General features: G+C 72.6%; 16 protein-coding genes. 12 read left to right on the forward strand and 4 right to left on the reverse strand.

Going from position 1 to position 19,185, the window contains the following annotated elements:
• Positions 1–75: 75 nt before the first annotated feature.
• The 6 genes from AB0M43_RS13685 (at position 76) to AB0M43_RS13710 (ending at position 7,221) form a co-directional block, all read left to right on the forward strand.
• Entirely contained in the window at positions 76–906 is an 831-nt protein-coding gene (locus AB0M43_RS13685) for a PD-(D/E)XK nuclease family protein (RefSeq protein ID WP_363724302.1), read from the forward strand.
• A 208-nt stretch (positions 907–1,114) separates the two neighbouring features.
• A complete protein-coding gene (locus AB0M43_RS13690) occupies positions 1,115–2,317 on the forward strand; it encodes a sensor histidine kinase (RefSeq protein ID WP_363724304.1) in 1,203 nt (400 codons plus the stop codon).
• Positions 2,310–2,987 (forward strand): response regulator transcription factor, encoded by a 678-nt coding sequence (locus tag AB0M43_RS13695; RefSeq protein ID WP_363724306.1) that lies wholly within the window; start codon positions 2,310–2,312, stop codon positions 2,985–2,987. Before AB0M43_RS13690 ends, AB0M43_RS13695 begins: the two co-directional genes overlap by 8 nt.
• A 115-nt stretch (positions 2,988–3,102) precedes the next feature.
• Positions 3,103–3,864 (forward strand): ABC transporter ATP-binding protein, encoded by a 762-nt coding sequence (locus AB0M43_RS13700; protein ID WP_363724308.1) that lies wholly within the window; start codon positions 3,103–3,105, stop codon positions 3,862–3,864.
• A complete protein-coding gene (locus AB0M43_RS13705; protein ID WP_363724310.1) occupies positions 3,864–6,386 on the forward strand; it encodes an FtsX-like permease family protein in 2,523 nt (840 codons plus the stop codon). Before AB0M43_RS13700 ends, AB0M43_RS13705 begins: the two co-directional genes overlap by 1 nt.
• A 136-nt stretch (positions 6,387–6,522) precedes the next feature.
• Positions 6,523–7,221: an MBL fold metallo-hydrolase gene (locus AB0M43_RS13710; protein ID WP_363724312.1), complete on the forward strand. Its 699-nt coding sequence runs from the start codon at positions 6,523–6,525 to the stop codon at positions 7,219–7,221.
• 25 nt (positions 7,222–7,246) lie between these two features.
• Here AB0M43_RS13710 and AB0M43_RS13715 read toward each other — a convergent pair whose 3' ends face one another.
• Positions 7,247–7,891 (reverse strand): HAD family phosphatase, encoded by a 645-nt coding sequence (locus AB0M43_RS13715; protein WP_363724314.1) that lies wholly within the window; start codon positions 7,889–7,891, stop codon positions 7,247–7,249.
• A 42-nt stretch (positions 7,892–7,933) separates the two neighbouring features.
• Between AB0M43_RS13715 and AB0M43_RS13720 the strand changes: the two genes are divergently transcribed.
• From AB0M43_RS13720 to AB0M43_RS13735, 4 genes are all read left to right on the forward strand, one after another.
• Positions 7,934–8,257 carry a multidrug efflux SMR transporter gene (locus AB0M43_RS13720; protein ID WP_363724316.1) on the forward strand — a complete coding sequence of 108 codons (324 nt, stop codon included), beginning with the start codon at positions 7,934–7,936 and terminating at the stop codon, positions 8,255–8,257.
• Between the two features lie 231 nt (positions 8,258–8,488).
• Positions 8,489–9,868 carry an alkaline phosphatase family protein gene (locus AB0M43_RS13725; RefSeq protein WP_363724318.1) on the forward strand — a complete coding sequence of 460 codons (1,380 nt, stop codon included), beginning with the start codon at positions 8,489–8,491 and terminating at the stop codon, positions 9,866–9,868.
• 1 nt (position 9,869) lies between these two features.
• Positions 9,870–11,093: an MFS transporter gene (locus tag AB0M43_RS13730; protein WP_363724320.1), complete on the forward strand. Its 1,224-nt coding sequence runs from the start codon at positions 9,870–9,872 to the stop codon at positions 11,091–11,093.
• Positions 11,090–11,992: a hypothetical protein gene (locus AB0M43_RS13735; RefSeq protein ID WP_363724322.1), complete on the forward strand. Its 903-nt coding sequence runs from the start codon at positions 11,090–11,092 to the stop codon at positions 11,990–11,992. Before AB0M43_RS13730 ends, AB0M43_RS13735 begins: the two co-directional genes overlap by 4 nt.
• Here AB0M43_RS13735 and AB0M43_RS13740 read toward each other — a convergent pair.
• Positions 11,989–12,999 (reverse strand): GNAT family N-acetyltransferase, encoded by a 1,011-nt coding sequence (locus AB0M43_RS13740; protein ID WP_363724324.1) that lies wholly within the window; start codon positions 12,997–12,999, stop codon positions 11,989–11,991. The two genes, AB0M43_RS13735 and AB0M43_RS13740, sit on opposite strands and share 4 nt — an antisense overlap.
• Positions 13,000–13,154: 155 nt before the next feature.
• Between AB0M43_RS13740 and AB0M43_RS13745 the strand changes: the two genes are divergently transcribed.
• Both AB0M43_RS13745 and AB0M43_RS13750 read left to right on the forward strand, forming a co-directional pair.
• Positions 13,155–14,615, forward strand: a complete 1,461-nt coding sequence (locus AB0M43_RS13745; RefSeq protein WP_363724326.1) for an SDR family oxidoreductase — start codon at positions 13,155–13,157, stop codon at positions 14,613–14,615.
• A 186-nt stretch (positions 14,616–14,801) separates the two neighbouring features.
• Positions 14,802–15,842, forward strand: a complete 1,041-nt coding sequence (locus AB0M43_RS13750; RefSeq protein WP_363724328.1) for a Gfo/Idh/MocA family oxidoreductase — start codon at positions 14,802–14,804, stop codon at positions 15,840–15,842.
• A 215-nt stretch (positions 15,843–16,057) separates the two neighbouring features.
• Here the strand turns inward: AB0M43_RS13750 and AB0M43_RS13755 are convergent, their stop codons facing one another.
• The gene (locus AB0M43_RS13755; RefSeq protein WP_363724330.1) at positions 16,058–17,929 is read right to left on the reverse strand and encodes a S8 family serine peptidase; all 1,872 of its coding nucleotides are present in this window, start codon (positions 17,927–17,929) and stop codon (positions 16,058–16,060) included.
• 81 nt (positions 17,930–18,010) lie between these two features.
• Positions 18,011–19,174 (reverse strand): threonine--tRNA ligase, encoded by a 1,164-nt coding sequence (thrS, locus tag AB0M43_RS13760; RefSeq protein WP_363724332.1) that lies wholly within the window; start codon positions 19,172–19,174, stop codon positions 18,011–18,013.
• Positions 19,175–19,185: the final 11 nt, after the last annotated feature.

A 19,185-nucleotide genomic window follows, 5' to 3' on the forward strand; every position in this document is an offset into this window, starting at 1 on the left:
GGAGCGCCGCCGTCCTTCGCTGTCGACTCACCGCACCGATGCTACGTGTCGGGGGTGTCCCATACTCTTGACGGCATGACGACGACCGAGCACGCGGAGCCACGACGGGTCGCCCTGTCGCCGTCCCGGGCGGCCGACTTCAAGACGTGTCCGCTGCTCTACCGGCTGCGGGCCATCGACCGGCTGCCCGAGCTGCCCACCCCGGAGATGGCCCGGGGCACCCTGGTGCACTCGGTGCTGGAGCACCTGTTCGACCTGCCGCCGGCGGAGCGGACCCCGGAGCGGGCGGCGGAGATGGTGGCGCCGGAGTGGTCGCGGATGAGCGGCGAGACCCCGGACCTGGCGGCGCTGTTCGAGGGCGGCGAGGCTCCGGCAGAGTGGCTGACCTCGGCGGAGGAGCTGCTCGGCGGGTACTTCACCCTGGAGGACCCGAGCCGGCTGGAGCCCGCCGAGCGGGAGAGCATGATCGAGGCGGAGCTGCCCTCGGGCCTGCTGCTGCGCGGTTTCATCGACCGCCTGGACGCCTCCCCCGCCGGTGACCTGCGGGTCGTCGACTACAAGACGGGCAGCGCGCCCCGGGAGGCCTTCGAGGCCAAGGCGCTGTTCCAGTTGAAGTTCTACGCGCTGATGCTGCTGCGCACCCGGGGCGTGGTCCCCCGCGCCCTGCGCCTGCTGTACCTGCGCGACCGCGCCGTGCTGGACTACGCCCCCGACGGCGCGGAGGAACTGGAGCGGTTCGAACGCAATCTGGAGGCCCTGTGGCGGGCGATCACCACCGCCACCGCCAACCGGGACTTCCGGCCGCAGCCGAGCAAGCTGTGCGGCTGGTGCCGGCACCAGGCGCACTGCCCGGAGTTCGGCGGCACCCCGCCGCCCTGGCCCGTCCAGCCCGAGCCGACCCCGTGACCGGGCCACGCGCGCACGTGCCGACCGCCGGAGCGCGGCCGGGCGTCGCCACCCGGGCCGGGACACGCCTCGCCCCCGGGACCTGGTCGGCCGCCGCAGCCGGGCCGGGCGCGGGCCTCGGAAACCTGACCGCGCCCGGGACCAGGACGGCTGTCGGGACGCGCGTCCCGGTCGGAGTCGGCGCCCGCCCGGCGCCCCGGTGGTCGCCGTGATCGGGAAGTGGCTGCGGGACCACCCGCTGGCCGCCGACTCGATCCTGGCGGGCGCGATCGTCGTCTTCACCGTGGCGGGCGGCGTGCTCGCCCCGCCCGAGTTCCGGTCGCAGGGCCCGGTCGCCGTGCTGGTCGGCTGGTCGCTCGTCGCCGCGGTGCCGATCGCCCTGCGCCGCAAGTGGCTGGTGCCCAGCCTGGCGGTCTGCGTGGCCATGTGCGCGTTCTCGCTGTTCCACCTGATGTCGGGCACCGAGTCCTACGCGCTGATGATCCTGACGTACACGATGGCCGCGTACTGGCCGCTGCGCCGCGCCCTGCTCGTCGCGGTGCCGATCTGGGCCGGCATCTTCGTGTCGTACGTGACCCTCACCCGGATCGGGGTCGCCGAACAGCAGGCGTGGATGAGTTCCCCGGAGCTGCTGCTGTTCTCCAACTCGCTGGTGCTGACGTTCACGCTGCTGGTGGGCCGGCTGGCCAGTACCCGTCGGATCGTGGAATCCGATCTTCGCGAGCGGACCCGGATCGCCGAGACGACCCGCCAGGCGCTGGCCGACCAGGCCGTGGCCGACGAGCGCCGCCGGATCGCCCGGGAGCTGCACGACGTGGTGGCGCACCACGTGAGCGTGATGGGCATCCTGGCCACCGGGGCGCGGCGGTCGATGGCGAAGAACCCGGCGGCGGCCGACGCGGCGCTGGGCACGATCGAGGAGACGGGCCGCACCACGCTGCGGGAGCTGCGCCGGCTGCTGAACATCATGCGCACCGACGACGACCAGGCGGACCTGGCGCCCCAGCCGAGCCTGGCCGGGGTGGAGGCCCTGATCGAGCAGCTGCGCGAGGCGGGCCTGCCGGTGCGGCTGGAGGTCCTCGGCGAGCCCTACGACCTGGATCCCGGGGTGGCGCTGACGATCTACCGGATCGTGCAGGAGGCGCTGACGAACACGCTCAAGCACGCCGGGCCGGCCACCGCCGAGGTGCGGTTGACGTTCGGTGACGACGCCGTGGAGGTCGAGGCGACGGACGACGGGCGCGGGCCCTCGGTGCGGCCCAACATCGCCGGGCACGGGCTCGTCGGCGTCCGCGAACGGGTCGCGCTGTACGGCGGGCAGCTCCGGCTCGGCCCCCGGCCGGGTGGCGGATTCCGGATAGCGGCCCGCATCCCCATGGACCGACCAGGTAGCGTCACTGAACGTGAATAGCGGTCAGCTCCCGGTCCGAGTCCTGCTCGTCGACGACCAGCCCCTGCTGCGCACCGGGTTCCGCATGGTCCTGGGCGCGGAGAGTGATCTCGACATCGTCGGCGAGGCCGGCGACGGCGCCGAGGCGGTGGACCTGGCCCGCCGGCTGCTGCCCGACGTGGTGCTGATGGACATCCGGATGCCCCGGATGGACGGGGTGGCCGCGACGAAGGCGATCGTGGACGCCCGGCTGCCGGTCCGGGTGCTGATCCTGACGACCTTCGACCTCGACGAGTACGTGGTGAGCGCGTTGCGCGCCGGGGCCAGCGGCTTCCTGGCCAAGGACGTGCCGGCCGAGGACCTGGTGTCGGCGATCCGCACCGTGGCGGCGGGCGAGGCCGTGGTGGCCCCCCGGCTGCTGCGCCGGCTCCTCGACCAGGTCGTGGAGCACCTGCCCGACCCGAACGTGAACCCGACGAAGGCCCTGAGCGCCCTCACCGAACGCGAGCGCGAGGTGCTCGGGCTGATGGCCCGGGGGCTGTCGAACGCGGAGATCGCCAAGGAGCTGTCGGTGTCGGAGACCACGGTCAAGACGCATGTCGGGCATGTCCTGACGAAGCTGAATCTCCGGGACCGGGTCCAGGCCGTGGTGCTGGCCTACGAGTCGGGGCTCATCCGCCCGAACGCGTAGGGCGACTCGTCCCCGAGGGGGAGTCCGGAACATTCCCGAGCACGACTCGCGGGGCCGAAACGCCGCCTACTGTCACTCTTAGATACCTCCGCCACGGGGATAAAAGGGGACAGCAGTGACTACTGCAGTAAAGTCGGTCGCGGCGCGCGCGTCTGATGTGTGGAAGGTGTACGGGCAGGGCGAGGCGCAGGTGATCGCGTTGCGGGGCATCAACGTGGAGCTGGCCAAGGGTCAGTTCACGGCGATCATGGGCCCGTCGGGTTCGGGCAAGTCGACGCTGATGCACTGCCTCGCCGGGCTGGACACGGTGACGCGCGGTGACCTGTTCGTGGGCGACACCCAGGTCAACAAGTTGTCCGACAGTGGTCTGACGAAGCTGCGCCGGGACAAGATCGGGTTCATCTTCCAGCAGTTCAACCTGTTGCCCACGCTGACGGCGCAGGAGAACATCCTGCTGCCGCTGTCGATCGCGGGGCGCAAGCCGGATCAGGCCTGGTACGACACGGTGATCAAGACCGTGGGTCTCGAGGACCGGCTCAAGCACAAGCCGACCGAGCTGTCGGGTGGTCAGCAGCAGCGGGTGGCCTGCGCGCGGGCCCTGGTCAGCCGTCCGGACGTCATCTTCGCCGACGAGCCGACCGGTAACCTCGACTCGCGGTCGGGTGCCGAGGTGCTCAACTTCCTGCGGAACTCGGTGCGCGACTTCGGCCAGACGATCGTGATGGTCACCCACGACCCGACCGCCGCGTCCTACGCCGACCGGGTGATCTTCCTGGCTGACGGCCAGATCGTCGACGAGCTCCTCGAGCCGACCGTCGACCAGGTGCACGACAAGCTCAAGAGCCTCGACCCGCACGCGCACAGTGGTGACAACTGATGCTCAGGGCGACACTGAAGAGTCTGCTGTCCCGCAAGCTCCGACTCGTGCTGTCGGCGCTCGCGGTGGTGCTGGGCGTGATGTTCGTGTCCGGCGCGTTCGTGCTGAGCTCGACGCTCAACAAGTCCTTCGACAGCCTGTTCGCCTCCGTCTACGAGGGAACGGACGTCACGATCACGGGCAAGTCCAACGTCGCCAACGGACCGACGGACGCGATCCCGGCCTCCGCGCTGGAGAAGGCGAAGTCCACCGCCGGCGTCAAGACGGCGACCGGCTCCGTGTTCGCCGACGGCGCGCGGGCGATCGGCAAGAACGGCAAGGTGGTCGCCGGCGGCGGGCAGCGCTTCGGGGCCAACTGGACGGGTGAGACCGACATCGTGAAGATGCGGTCCGGCAAGGCGCCCTCCGCGGACAACGAGATCGCGGTCAATCAGGCGTTCGCCGACGCGTCCGGGTACAAGATCGGTGATTCGGTGGGGGTCCTGACCCTGGAACCGAAGAAGCAGTTCACCATCGTCGGCATCTTCGGCTACTCCGGGGACCGGGGCTCGATCGCCGGCGAGCAGACGATCGCGTTCACCACCCCGGTCGCCCAGCAGTTGATGCTCGGCGAGAAGGACGTCTACTCCTCGGTGGACGTCACGGCCGCCGACGGGGTCTCGGCCACCAAGCTCCGGGACGACCTGCGCTCCTCGCTCGGCGACGGGTTCGTCGTCAAGACGGGCGAGGAGATGAGCAAGGCGCAGTCCGACTCGGTCAAGGGCGTCTTCGACGTGATCCGGAACATCCTGCTCGGCTTCGCGGGCGTGGCCCTGCTCGTCGGCATCTTCCTGATCATCAACACGTTCTCGATCATCGTCGCCCAGCGGACCAAGGAACTGGCCCTGATGCGGGCGATGGGCGCCAGCGGCGGACAGGTCATCGGGTCGGTGATCGTCGAGGCCATCATCATCGGGTTGATCGCCTCCGTTCTCGGCCTCGCCGCCGGGATCGGCGTGGGCGCGGCGCTCGTCGCCGTCGTCGGCAGCGTCATCCCGTCCGCGGGCCTGGTGATCCCGCTGTCCGCGGTCATCGCGGCGTTCTCGATCGGCATCCTCGTCACGGTCGTGGCCGCGCTGTTCCCGGCGTTGCGCGCCTCCCGCATCCCGCCCATCGCGGCCATGCGGGACGCGGCGAACACGACGAAGCCGCTGACGACCATCACGATCGTCGGCGGGGTCGTGACCGCGCTCGGCGTGGCCGGCCTGTGGGTGGCACTCGCGGGCGGGGCCGGGGACAACACCCTGGCGCTGCTGCTCGGCGGGGTGCTGTTCGCGTTCATCGGGGTCGCGCTGCTCACGCCGATGATCAGTCAGCCGGTCGTGTCGGTCCTGGGGCAGTTCATGTCGTGGTCGATGCCGGGCAAGCTCGGCCGGCGCAACTCGGCCCGCAACCCGCGCCGGACCGCGATCACGTCCGCCGCGCTGATGATCGGCATCGCGCTGGTGATCGGGGTCAGCGTCGTCGCGACGTCCTTCAAGGCCAGCATCACCAAGGCCATCGACACCGGCCTCCAGGCCGAGCTGATCATCGCCGGCGAGCAGACCGGGCCGATGCCGCCGACGTTCGACCCGTCCGTGCTGGACAAGATCAAGAACACGTCCGGGGTACGCAGCGTCACCGGGATCTACTTCGACGGCGCGAAGATCAACGACAAGGACGGCGGCTTCGTGTACGCCGTCAGCGACGTCAAGGCGCTCGGGGACATCATGGGGCTGAAGGCGACCTCCGGCTCCGTCGACGCGCTCTCCGGCAACCAGCTCATCCTCGACGAACGCACCGCCAAGGACGCGAACCTCAGCGTGGGCGGGACCGTGAAGGTCCAGACCACGCGCGGTGAGGCGGTCACGTACACGGTCGCGGGGGTCTTCAAGGAGAGCCAGGTCCTGCGCGGGTACGTCCTTCCGCAGGCGGCGGCGGCGAACTTCCTCGCGCCCAATCCGGCGCAGGCGTACGTCCGGCTCGACAGCGGGGCGAGCGTGTCCGCGGCCAAGGACAAGATCGACACGTACCTGGCGGACAGCCCCGAGGTCACCGTCGCCGACCGTAGCTCCTACGTGAAGCAGCAGACCTCGTTCCTCGACATCCTGCTCGGGATGATCCAGGTCCTGCTGGCCCTGGCGATCATCATCGCGGTCCTGGGCGTGATCAACACCCTGGCGCTGTCGATGATCGAACGCACCCGCGAGCTGGGCCTGCTGCGTGCCGTCGGCATGAGCCGCCCCCAGATCATGGGGATGGTCACGGTCGAGTCGGTGGTGATCTCGCTGTTCGGCACCCTGCTGGGCATCGGGGTCGGCGTGGGCCTCGGCGCGGCGATCGTCCGGGCGCTCAAGGACGAGGGTCTGAGCACCCTAGCCCTGCCGTGGACCCAGATCGTGGTGTACCTGATCCTCGCGGTCGTCATCGGCGTCGTCGCCGGCGTGATCCCGGCGATCCGGGCCGCCCGGACCGACGTCCTGCGGGCGATCTCCTACGAGTAGCCAGCACAGAACGACGAAGGCCCCCGCCACCACTGGCGGGGGCCTTCTCCGTCCGTTGCCGCGCGGCCGGTCCACTGTGCCGCCCGACGTGCGGCGGGGCGGCGGCGGCGTACCCGTCGTGGGTATCTTTCGGGTCATGAGACTCACCGTCGTGGGCTGCGCGGGCTCGACCACCGGCCCGGACTCGGCCTGCTCCAGCTACCTGGTCGAGGAGGACGGCCACCGGCTGCTGCTCGACCTCGGGGCGGGCGCGTCCGGCCCGCTCCAGCGCTACGCGGACCCCCTCGACATCGGCACCCTGATCCTGTCCCACGGCCACTCCGACCACTGGGGCGACACGACCCAGCTCGGTTACCACCGGGCCCGGGCCGGCCGGCCGGTCGCCGTGATCGGGCCGTCGGACATGCACGAGGTGCTGACGACGAACCCGGACACGTTCGACACCACGGTCGCGACGGCCGGCGACCGGCGGATCGGCCCGTTCGCGGTCCGGCTGGGGCGGGTCCGGCACGGGGACGTCGAGTGCTGGGGCACCCGGATCGGCGACGCGCTGTGCTACACGGCCGACACGGAGCCGTGTCCGGAGGTCGAGGAGCTGGCGGCCGGCTGCCGGGTGCTGCTCGCGGGGGCGTCCGGGCTCGACGCGGACGGTCCGTTGCGCGGGCACCTCACGGCGGGTGACGCGGCACGGCTGGCGGCCCGGTCGGGCGCGCGGCTGCTGGTGCTCACCCACCTGCGCGCGTGGCAGGACCCGCTGGCGCTGCTGGACGAGGCCGCGGCGATCGCCGGGTGCCAGGTCGTGCTGGCCACTCCGGGCCTGCGGATCGCCCTCTAGCAACCGTCAGAGGGGTACGGGCCGGTCAGACGAGCGCGCGCAGGTACGCCGGGTCCACGCCGACCAGGCTGTCCGCCACGGTCGCGCCGAGCCCGGCCAGGGGCACCTCGCACGGCACGGCGAGCACCGCACACCCGGCCCCGACGGCGCTGGCCACCCCGGTCGGGGAGTCCTCGACCGCCACGCACCGGGCGGGGTCGACGCCGAGCAGGGCGGCGGCGCGGACGTACGGGGCCGGGTCGGGCTTGGTGGCCGGAACCTCGTCGCCGCAGACCACGACGTCGAAGTTGTCCCGGCCGAGGGTGTCCAGGCACACCTCCACGAGGTGCCGGCGGGTGGCGGTGACCAGGGCCAGGGGCACGCCCTCGGCGCGCAGGGCGGCGATCAGCTCGGCGGCGCCGGGCCGCCACGGCACCCCGGCGGAGAAGAGTTCGACCATCCGGCTCTCCAGCCAGTCGGTGCTGTACCCGTGGTCGAGCTCGGGGCGGCCGATGTCGGCGTGCAGGATGTCCATCGAGTCGGCCATGCTCGCCCCGACCATCGCGGTCCGGGCGGCGGGGGACATCGTGCCGCCGTGGTGGGCGGCGAGGTCGTGCAGCGCCACCTCCCACACCTTCTCGCTGTCGAGGAGGGTGCCGTCCATGTCGAGGAGTACCGCCGCGAGAGTCACCAGTTGATCGTGCCAGCCGACCGCGACGTAGGGTGAGCGCTTATGGCGTACATCATGTTGGCCCTGGCCATCGGCTGCGAGATCGGCGCGACGACGGCTCTGAAGTACTCCGAGGGCTTCAGTCGCCTGTTCCCCACCGGCCTGTCCATGGTCCTGTATCTGATCTCCTTCTTCTTCCTGTCGATGGCGCTGAAGGGCATGCCGGTCTCGACGGCGTACGCGATCTGGTCGGGGGTCGGCACCGCCGTGATCGCCGCGATCGGGTTCACGTTCATGGGCGAGGAGGTCTCGCTGGTGAAGATCGGCGGGATCGCGTTGATCATCGGGGGCGTGGTGCTGCTGAACCTGGGCGGGGCGGCGCACTAGCGGGGCTTCACAGTACCCAGGAAAAGGTGTTAAATCGCTGATAACGGGTGCCCGCCCTGACGGGTTACCCGTGGGTACTGAAATTCCAGGGCGACGTGCGATCTTCCCTACAGGGGTCGAGGGAGACCAGTCTCGTGTTCATCACCCGTCCATCCGGCATGGTGCGGTCGGCAACCCTCCGCCAGCAGCATGACGCGGATCGGTGAACAACTCACCCCCTCAGGAGTACACATGTTCAGGAGACAGGTGGCCGTCGTGGCCTCCGTCGTCGCCGCCCTGGCGACCGTGGGCGCGGGCGTCGCCGTGGCCGCCCAGCAGCAGCCCTCGGCCGGTGCCGCCGCCGCTGTCGCGGCGGTACCGCGCCCCGACCACGTCGTCGTCGTGCTGTTCGAGAACACCGACTACGCGGACGTCATCGGCAACACCACCGACGCGCCCTACTTCAACTCCCTCGCCGGTCAGGGCGCGAGCTTCACCCAGTCGTTCGGGGTCACCCACCCCAGCCAGGGCAACTACATCGCCCTGTTCTCCGGCTCCCAGCAGGGCGTCACCGACGACAGCTGCCCCAAGAACTTCACCAACAAGGGCAACCTGGGCAGCCAGCTGATCGGGGCCGGGTTCACCTTCAAGGGGTACTCGGAGGGCATGCCCTCCGACGGGTACACCAGCTGCTCCAGCGGGAAGTACGTGCGCAAGCACAACCCCTGGGTCAACTTCGACAACGTGCCCGCCGCGAGCAACCTGCGGTACAGCCAGTTCCCCACCGACTACACCAAGCTCCCCACGGTGTCGTTCGTGGTGCCGGACATGTGCAACGACATGCACGACTGCTCCACGAAGACCGGGGACACCTGGCTGAAGAACAACCTCGACGCGTACGCGCAGTGGGCCAAGACGCACAACAGCCTGCTGATCGCCACGTTCGACGAGGACAACTTCGGCTCCGTGAACCAGATCGCCACGGTCATGGTCGGGGAGAAGGTCCGCCCCGGGCAGTACTCGCAGCAGATCAACCACTACAACGTGCTCCGGACCCTCGAGGACGCCTACGGGCTGCCCGCGCTGGGCAGCGCCGCGTCGGCCACCCCGATCACGGACATCTGGACCACGTCCACCCCGCAGCCGACCCCGACCGGGCCCAGCCCGACCGTCGCGCCGACCACCGCGCCGCCCGCCGGCGGGGTGACCAACCCCGGCTTCGAGTTCGGCACGTTCACCGGCTGGACTAGGACCGGGACGACCGCGATCGCCACGGTGCCGCACTCCGGCGCGTACAGCGGGGCGGCCGGGTCCACCAGCCCGACCGACGGGGACTCGACCCTCACCCAGACGTTCACCGCCCCGGCCGGCAAGACCAAGCTGACCATCTGGTGGAAGGGCGACTGCCGGGACTCCGTGAAGTACGCCTGGGCGACGATCGTCGTCAAGCACAACACCTCGGGGAGTACCGCGACCCCGCTGGCGAAGACGTGCGTGGCCAACGGCGCGTGGAAGTCGGTGACCGACACGATCACGCCGGGGCACTCCTACACGGTCCAGCTGACCAACCACGACGACAACTACGCGGGTGACCCCAGCATCACCTGGTTCGACGACATCACGCTGAGCTGACGTGTACCTGTCCACCGTGCGACCCGGGGCGTCCGTGGAGGGCGCCCCGGCCCGCAGGTTCGTCACCGGCAACGTGCTGGCTCTCGGGCTGGTCAGCCTGGTCACGGACATCTCAGCGGAGATGGTGACAGCGGTACTGCCCGCGTACCTGGTGCTCGGCCTGCACCTGTCCATCGCGCAGTACGGGGTCGTCGACGGCCTCTACACCGGCGCGACCGCGCTCACCCGGCTCGCGGGCGGCTACGTCGCCGACCGGTTCCGGCTGCGCAAACTCGTCGCCGGCCTCGGCTACGGCCTGTCGGCGGTCGCGAAACTCGGCCTGCTGGCGGCCGGCGCGGCCCCCGGCGCGATCGGGGCCGTGATCGCCGTCGACCGGACCGGCAAGGGCCTGCGCACCGCGCCCCGCGACGCCCTGATCACGCTGTCCTCCCCCGCCGACGGGCTCGGCCGGGCGTTCGGCGTGCACCGGACCCTCGACAGTCTCGGCGCGTTCGCCGGCCCGCTGGTCGCGCTGGCGGTGCTGGCCCTGGCCGGCTCCGGGCAGTCCTACGACGCGGTGTTCGTGGCCAGCTTCTGCGCCGCCGTCCTCGGCGTCCTGCTGCTCGTGCTGTTCGTCCGGGACCGCCGCGACGAACTGCCGCCGGTCCGGGCGTCGCTGCCCCGGGCGTTCGGGCTGCTCCGGCAGGCGCGGTTCCGGTCGTTGTGCGTGGCGGCGGTGCTGCTGGGCGTGACCACGGTCGGCGACGGCTTCGTCTACCTCATCCTCCAGCGGCGCGACGACCTGCCGATCTGGACGTTCCCGCTGCTCGCGGTCGGGGCGAACCTGGCGTACCTGGTGCTGGCCACGCCGCTGGGCTGGCTCGCCGACCGGATCGGCCGCTGGCCCGTGGTCCTCGGCGGCTACGGCGCGCTGCTCGCCGTCTACCTCCTGCTCGCCTCCGGACACGGCCCGCTGCCCCTGATCCTCGGGCTCTACGGCCTGTTCTACGCGGCCACCGACGGGGTGCTGATGGCCCTCGCCGGCCCGCTGCTGCCCGCCGAACTGCGCACCAGCGGGTTCGCGCTCGTGCAGTCCGGGCAGGCGCTGGCCTACCTGGTGTCCTCCGTGCTGTTCGGCCTCGCCTGGCAGAACTGGGGCGTGCCCGTCGCGTGCCTGGTCGCGGCCGGGGCGGTGGCCGTGGCCCTCCCGGTGTCCGGGCTCCTCCTCAAGGGACGTACCCCATGAAGTGGCGCATCCTCGTCGCGCTCACCGCCACCGTCGTGCTCGCGGGCGCCGCCCTCGGCTACGTGTGGTTCACCCGGCCTGCCCCCGCCACCGCCGCGACCGTGTCCCTGGCCGGGCCGGGCCTGCTCGTCCGGTCCGCCGACGGGGTACTGGCCGTGGTCGGCCCCGACGGCTCCCGGCGCGCGTCGGCCCTGCACTGCGCCCGGGTGTACGCCGCGCACGGCACCGGGGTGTGCCTGCGCGAGGACCTGGGCTCGTACACGGTGACGATCCTCGACGCCGACCTGAGCGTGACCCGGAGCCTGCCGCTGAATGGGCTGCCGAACCGGGCCCGGGTGTCCGGCAGCGGCCGGATGGCGTCGTGGACGACGTTCGTGACCGGGGACTCCTACAACGGCGGGCAGTTCGCGACCCGGTCCGGCATCCTCGACACCGTCACCGGGACGCTCGCCGGGAACCTGGAGAACTTCACGGTGGGGGGCGCCAAGCCCAACCTGGACGCCAACTTCTGGGGCATCACCTTCGCCGCCGACGACAACACGTTCTACGCGACGATGTCCACGGACGGGCACCGGTACCTGATGAAGGGCGACTTCGCGGCCCGGGCCATGCAGCGGGTCAAGGAGAACGTGGAGTGCCCGTCGCTGTCGCCGGACGGCACCCGGGTCGCGTACAAGCGGATGCTGCCCGACCGGACCTGGCGGCTGACCGTCCTGGACCTGGCCAGCCTCGCCGAGACCCCGCTCGCGGAGACCCGCAGCGTGGACGACCAGGCGGCGTGGCTGGACGCCTCGACGGTCGGGTACGGCGTCGACAAGGGCGTCTGGTCCGTGCCCGCCGACGGCTCCGGGGCGCCCCGCCTCGTCGCCGCCGACGCGGGGTCCCCGGCCGCCCTCTAGAGCTCCTGCTGCCAGTACGCCCAGGTGTCGACCGCCCGGAACCCGATCCGCTCGTTGATCGCGATCATGTGGCCGTTCTCGGCGGCGTTCCAGGTGTCCACCGCGCGCAGCTCCGGCACCGCCGACCGGGCGAACCGGAGGTTCTCCAGCTTCGCCACGGTGCCCAGCCGCCGGCCGCGGTGGTCGGGGTCGGCGATCGTGTTGTCCTGCCAGCCGTGCCAGTCGTTGCCGCCGTCGAGGGACAGCGCCGAGTACGCGGCGAGCCGGCCGGTCGCGGTGTGCACCAGACCCACGCCGAACGCCCGGCAGCCGCGCGCGACGCCCGCCGCCTCCCGGGCGCGGATCCGGTCCGTGTCGTACCTCGACGGCTCCAGCACGAGGTCCCCGGTCGGCGCGTCGTCGTTGAGCCGGCCGTCGAGGTAGGCGATCCCCGCCACGACCGCGTCCGGGGCCGCCTCCCGCCAGGTGACCAGCTCGTAGCCGGCGGCGTGCGACCAGGACTCGGCGAGCAGCGCGTCGAGGTCGCCGGCGGTGTCGGGGGTCCACCGGCGGCGGACCTCGTCCAGTGCCCGGCGCGCGCCCACCGCGCGGGCGAAGTGGCTGCCCGGGCCGTACGTGGCCTCGGTGCCGCCCGGGCCGGTGTCCGCGCCGCCGCCGCCGATCCGCCGGCAGCCGTTCGCGGCGGCGCGTTCGAGGGCCTTCGCGTGCAGGGCGCGGCCGACGCCCCGGCGGCGCTCGGCGGGGTGCACGCCGAGCAGTACCCGGCAGTTGTCGAGGTTGTCGATCGTGTTGAGTTCGACGTCCAGGTAGCCGACCGGGCGGCCGTCGTCGACCGCCAGCCAGTGCTCCACGCGCTGGCCGGGCCACGGATGGCGGAGTTCCGCGTCGAGGTCGGCCAGGGTCTGTTCGGGGAAGTCCGGGATGTCGTGGGCGAGGATGTCGCGGCCGAGGGCGTGCCGGGCGGCGACGGCGGCGGGATCGGTCGGGTCGAGCGCGAGGATGTCCATGGCGTCAGGGTGGTCCGCGCGCGGCCGGGCCGCGACCGAATTCCGGCGCGGCCCAGGGACCGGCGCGGCACGGCCGGAGCACTGCGGGTCCGGATGCGGGAGCCGGCTTCGCGGGCCGGCCACCCCGGCCCCGGTACCCCTCTAGACTGGTCTGTGTGGTTCGTTGTGTCGTGACCGGTGCGACCGGGTATGTCGGGGGCCGGCTGGCGCCCCGGCTGCTCGACGCCGGCCACACGGTGCGCTGCGTGACCCGCGACGCCGGCCGGCTCCGCGACGTGCCGTGGGCGACCCGGGCCGAGATCGTCACCGCCGACCTCGCCGAACCCGAGGGCCTCGCCGAGGTGCTGGCCGACACCGACGTCGCCTACTACCTGGTGCACTCGATGGGCGGCCCCGACTTCGAGGCCGCCGACCGCCGGGCGGCCCGCAACTTCGCCGCCGCCGCCCGGGCCGCCGGGGTGCGCCGGATCGTCTACCTGGGCGGCCCGGACCCCGGCGACGCCGACGCCTCCCCGCACCTGCGGTCCCGGGCCGAGGTGGGCGACATCCTGCTGGCCGGCGGCGTGCCGACCGTGGTGCTGCGCGCGGCCGTGATCCTCGGGTCCGGCTCCGCGTCCTTCGAGATGCTGCGGTACCTCACCGAGCGCCTGCCGGCCATGGTCACCCCGCGCTGGGTGCGCAACCGGATCCAGCCGATCGCGATCCGCGACGTGCTGCGCTACCTCGTGGCCTGGGCCGACGTGCCCGACGAGGTGAACCGGGCCTTCGACATCGGCGGCCCCGAGGTGCTGACCTACGCGGACATGATGCGCCGGTACGCGGCCGTCACCGGCCTGCGGCCCCGGCTCATCGTGCCCGTCCGGGTGCTGTCGCCCAAGCTGAGCGCCCTGTGGGTCGGGGCGGTCACCCCGGTCCCCGGCCGGATCGCCCGGCCGCTGGTCGCGAGCCTGGTGCACGAGGCGGTGTGCGCCGAACACGACATCGCGCGGTACGTGCCCGACCCGCCCGGCGGGCTGATCGGCTTCGACGACGCGGTCCGGCTCGGGCTCGCGAAGATCCGCGACGCCGACGTGGAGACCCGGTGGGCGACCGCCGCGTGGACCGGCGCGCCCGCCGAGCCGCTGCCCACCGACCCGAACTGGTCCGGCGGGACGGCGTACGTGGACGAGCGGACCCGGCCCGTGCACGCCCCCGACGCGGCGCTCTGGCGGGTCGTGGAGGGCATCGGCGGCGAGACCGGGTGGTACTCGTTCCCCCTGGCCTGGTCCGTGCGCGGCTGGATGGACCGGCTCTCCGGCGGCGTGGGCCTGCGCCGGGGCCGCCGCGACCCGCACCGGCTGCACGTCGGGGAGGCGCTGGACTTCTGGCGGGTCGAGGAGATCGTCCCCGGTCACCTGCTGCGGCTGCGCGCCGAGATGCGGGTGCCGGGGCGGGCCTGGCTGGAGATGTACGTCGAACCCGGCCCGGACGGCAGCGTCTACCGGCAGCGCGCCGTGTTCCTGCCCCGGGGCCTCGCCGGTCACCTGTACTGGAAGGCCGTCTCGCCGTTCCACGCCGTCGTGTTCGGCGGCATGGCCCGCAACATCGCCCACGCGGCGGAGCGGGCGGCCGGGTGACGGAGCGGGTGGCCGCGTGGCGTCGTCGTCAGGCGGTGACGGAGCGGTCGGCCACGTGATGGCACCGTCCGCAGGGTGGCGGAGCGGTCGGCCTGTGACCGGACACTCGGCCGCCCGGCGGAACGGTCGGCCGGGTGGCGGCCCCGCGCGCGGCTATGGTCGACCGGGCATTCGGGAGGGACACCAGTGACATTCAAGATCGGACTCATCGGGTACGGCCTGGCCGGGTCGGCCTTCCACGCGCCCCTGATCGCCACCACCCCCGGCCTGCGGCTCGACGCGGTGCTGACGGCCAACCCGGAGCGCGCGGCGCGGGTGGCCCGGGAACACCTCGGCGCCCGGGTCGTCGCCGACATCGAGGAGCTGTTCACCCTCGACCTCGACCTCGTGGTGATCGCCTCGCCGAACCGCACCCACGTGCCGTACGCGCGGGCCGCCCTCGGGCTCGGGTTCGCCGTCGTGGTGGACAAGCCGCTCGCCGGTACGTCCGCCGAGGCCTCGGCGCTGGTGGAGCAGGCCGAGGAGCGCGGGCTGCTGCTCACCGTGTACCAGAACCGGCGGTGGGACGGGGACTTCCTGACCGTCCGGCGGCTCGTCGCGGAGGGCGCGCTGGGGCGGGTCGGCCGGTTCGAGTCCCGGTTCGAGCGCTGGCGGCCGACGATCAAGGAGGGCTGGCGGGAGAACGCGGACCCGGCCGAGGTCGGCGGCACCCTGTACGACCTGGGCAGCCACCTCGTGGACCAGGCGCTGCACCTGTTCGGCCCGGTCACCAGCGTGTACGCCGAGGTGGACACCCGCCGGGCCGGCGCCGTGGTGGACGACGACTCCTTCGTGGCCCTCACCCACGCCGGCGGGGTGCGCTCGCACCTGTGGACCAGCGCGGTGACCGCCCGGGTGGGGCCCCGGTTCCGGGTGCTCGGCGACGCGGCCGGGTACGTGAAGTACGGGCTGGACCCGCAGGAGAACGCGCTGCGGGAGGGGCGGGTTCCCGGCCCCGGGTGGGGCACGGAACCCGAGGACGCGTGGGGGGTGCTGGGCTCCGACGGGGAGACCCGGGCGGTGCCGACCGACGCGGGTGACTATCCGGCGTTCTACCGGGGGGTGCTCGGCGCGCTGCGCGGGGACGGGCCCGCGCCGGTGGATCCGCGTGACGCGGTGGCGGCGTTGACCGTGCTGGAGGCGGCGCGGCGGTCCTCGGCGGAGGGCGTGACTGTCCGGCTGACGTGAGCGGCGGACGGCCGGGGCCGAGCGGGCAGCCCGGATAGGCGATCCGGGCGGGCGACCCGGGTGGGCGGTCCCGGTAGGCGGTTCGGGAGGGCGCGACCGGCGGGCGTTCACGGAAACTCCCCGGCACGGGCCGCTCCCCCACCGGCTACGAAAAAGAGCCCGCGTGACCCGGCCCGGAAAACCCCGGACCGGCCACGCGGGCTCCTCGTACCCGTCTAGTAGGTCGTCGCCCGCAGCACGCCCGCACCGAAGCCCGGGTTGCCGGCGCGCTTGAGCGCCAGCGCGTACATCGTGCGGTTCACCGTGAGCGGGGACTGGCTCGCGCCGATCTGCTCGCGGATCAGCGCCGCGACCCCGGCCGCCGACGGCGCCGCCGCCGAGGTGCCGAAGAACCGGCAGCCACCCTGCACGTTCGAGGGGCAGGTGCCGGAGCCGAAGCCGCCGACCCCGCTGACCGTCACGCCGTCCGCCGCCGCCCACGCGGGGCCGACGAAGGACCGGAAGCCGCCGCCGGCGACGCCCGTGCACGGACCGACGCCCGTCGCGCACACCGTGGTCGAGCCGATCTGGACCGGGCCGGCCGCGCTGTAGGACTCCAGCGGGGTGGTGGCCGGGTCGGTGGAGACGTTCGAGGCCACCGCGCCCGCGCTGGTCGCGAAGCCGAGGTAGTTCGAGTCCGGGTTCAGGGAGCCGGCCCGGTCACCCGGGTCGACGGCCGTCACGAGGGCGGTCCGCCAGCGCAGGTCGAAGGTGGGGATCTTCACCGCCGAGGAGGAGCCGGCCACGTCCACGACGATCTTCGCCGGGATGTTCGCGCCCGTGGTGTTCTCGAAGATCAGCTGCTCGATGGAGTCGCCGACGCCGTTGGCCTGCACGTTGGTGCTGGACGCGAGGCAGTCGGAGCCGTCGGCCTTCATCAGGTACAGGTTGAGGTTGGTGAAGCCGCCCTGCCCGATCGTCGGGTAGATGGCGCGCGGCTCGCTCCACTGCAGGGTGGGCAGGATCGCCCCGCCCGGCCGGATGATCACGTCGTAGGTGTTGTCCGCCCCGCGCAGGTTGACGGTGTTGCGGGGCGCGGTCGGGCAGTTCGCGTAGCTGCCGGCGACCCCGTCGGGGGTGCGGCCGGTGCCGACGGCGGGCGCCCGGGTGGCGTGCTTGGCGCCGAGGTTGCCGGCGGACGAGCTGACCCAGATGCCCTGCTGGGCGAGCTTCTCGGCCGTCTCCGCGCCGAGGCCCTGCTGGAACGCGGGCTCGTCGTCGAACGCGATGTCCTCGGCGATCAGGTTCGCGCCGGACGCGGCGAGCGCGTGGAACGCGGCCACATAGGACGTCAGGTCCTCGCCCACGGTGTGGAACGCCAGCTTCGCGTCCGGGGCCATGTCGTGGGTGATCTCCATCATCGCCGTGCCCTCGTCACCGTCGCCGACCGCGAGCGCCTGGCTGTCGGCGGGCAGTTCGCCGCGCGCGATGGCCTCGGCGAGGCTGGACACGCCGTCGGAGATGAAGCCGACCTTCTGGCCCTTGCCGGTGAAGCCCCGGCTGTTGGCCACGTCGGTGCGGTGCAGCGGCACGGCCTCGGCGACGAGCTGCGGGTCGGAGTCGACCTGCGGCTTGAGGGTGGGCCGCAGGGTGGCGACCCAGCCGAGCCCGGCGACGGCGTCGACCTTGTCGTACGGCACGACGGCGTGCACGAGGCCCGCCTCCGGCAGGGTCACGCCGGGCACCTTGGCGAACTCGGCGGAGCTGCGCACGACGGTCGCGCCGAGGTCGCGCAGCGCCTGCTCCTCGGCCTTGCCGACCGGGCCGGTGGCGTGCAGGGTGAGGTCGATGCCGCCGGCCGGCGAGATGGTCAGGTAGCCGGCGGACAGGGTGTCGCGCTGGGCGTCGGACAGGCCGCCGCCGCGCAGGCCCCGGTTGGTGCCGACGGCCGCGCGGATCTGGGCGACCCGGTCGGCGACCAGGCTCGGGATCTTGCTGGCCGCCGCCGGGGCGCCCGGGTCCGCGGACGCGGGGACGGCGACGGCCATGACAGCCAGAGGTAGGGCGAGCGCGAACGCCGCCGTGAGTACCGCAACTCTCCTGGGCAAGGAGACCTCCCATGTCAGATCAAACAGTCGATCGACCCTATCGCCTGCGGTTGTCATAAAGAACACTGTGGACTGAGGCAGTCAGGGAGCACAGTGGCCGATCCGGGACACGGCATCCGATACCGCCAGCACGGCGGACTCCGCCTGGCCCCGGACCCGCAGCGACACGGCCCCGGCGGCGGCCTCGCGGGCCCCGATCACGGCCACGTACGGCACCCGGTCGGCGGTCGCCCGCGCCACCCGGGCGCCCAGGCCGCCGTCGGCGTGCACCTCGACCCGCAGGCCGGCCGCGCGGGCCGCCGCCACGAAATCGGACACGGGTACGTCGCCGACGGGCAGCACCGCGACCTGGACCGGGGCGCACCAGGCGGGCAGCGCGCCGTCGTGCTGGTCGAGCAGCAGGCCGAGCAGGCGTTCCATGGACCCGACCAGCGACCGGTGGATCATGACCGGGCGCCGCCGCTCCCCGGAGGAGTCGGTGTAGGACAGGTCGAACCGCTCCGGCTTGTGGAAGTCCAGCTGGACGGTGGACAGGGTCCACTCGCGACCGGCGGCGTCCGGTACCTGGATGTCGATCTTCGGTCCGTAGAACGCCGCCTCGCCGGGCAGCTCCTCGAACGCCAGGCCCCGGTCGACGAGCGCGGCGCGCAGGATGCCCTCGGCCCGCGCCCACATCTCGTCCCCCTCAACATATTTCGCCCCCGGTCCCCGCAGCGACAACCGGTACCGGTGTCCCGAGATGCCCAGTTTCGCGTAGCACTCGCCGATCAGGTCGAGCACGGCCCCGACCTCGCCGTCGAGCTGGTCGGGGGCGCAGAACAGGTGCGCGTCGTTGAGGGTGATGCACCGCACCCGGTTCAGCCCGCCGACCACCCCGGAGCGTTCGGCCCGGAACATCTGGCCGATCTCGCCGATCCGGACCGGCAGTTCGCGGTAGGACCGGCCGCGCGCGGCGAACACCAGCGCGTGGTGCGGACACAGGCTGGGCCGGAGCACCTCGTCGTCCATCACGGGGAACATGTCGTCGGCGAAGTGCTGCCAGTGCCCGGACAGTTCGTAGAGTTCGCGTTTGCCGATCGGCGGGGAGTAGACCTGCTGGTAGCCGGCCCGGCGTTCCAGGCCGCGCACGTAGTCCTCGATCGCGGACCGGACGGCGGCCCCGGCGGGCAGCCAGACCGGCAGACCGGCCCCGATCAGCGGGTGGTTGTGGATCAGGCCCAGGTCGCGGGCGAGTTTCGCGCTCATGGCGGGTGCTC

The sequence above is a fragment of the Longispora sp. NPDC051575 genome (assembly GCF_040681875.1).
GTDB lineage: Bacteria > Actinomycetota > Actinomycetes > Mycobacteriales > Micromonosporaceae > Longispora.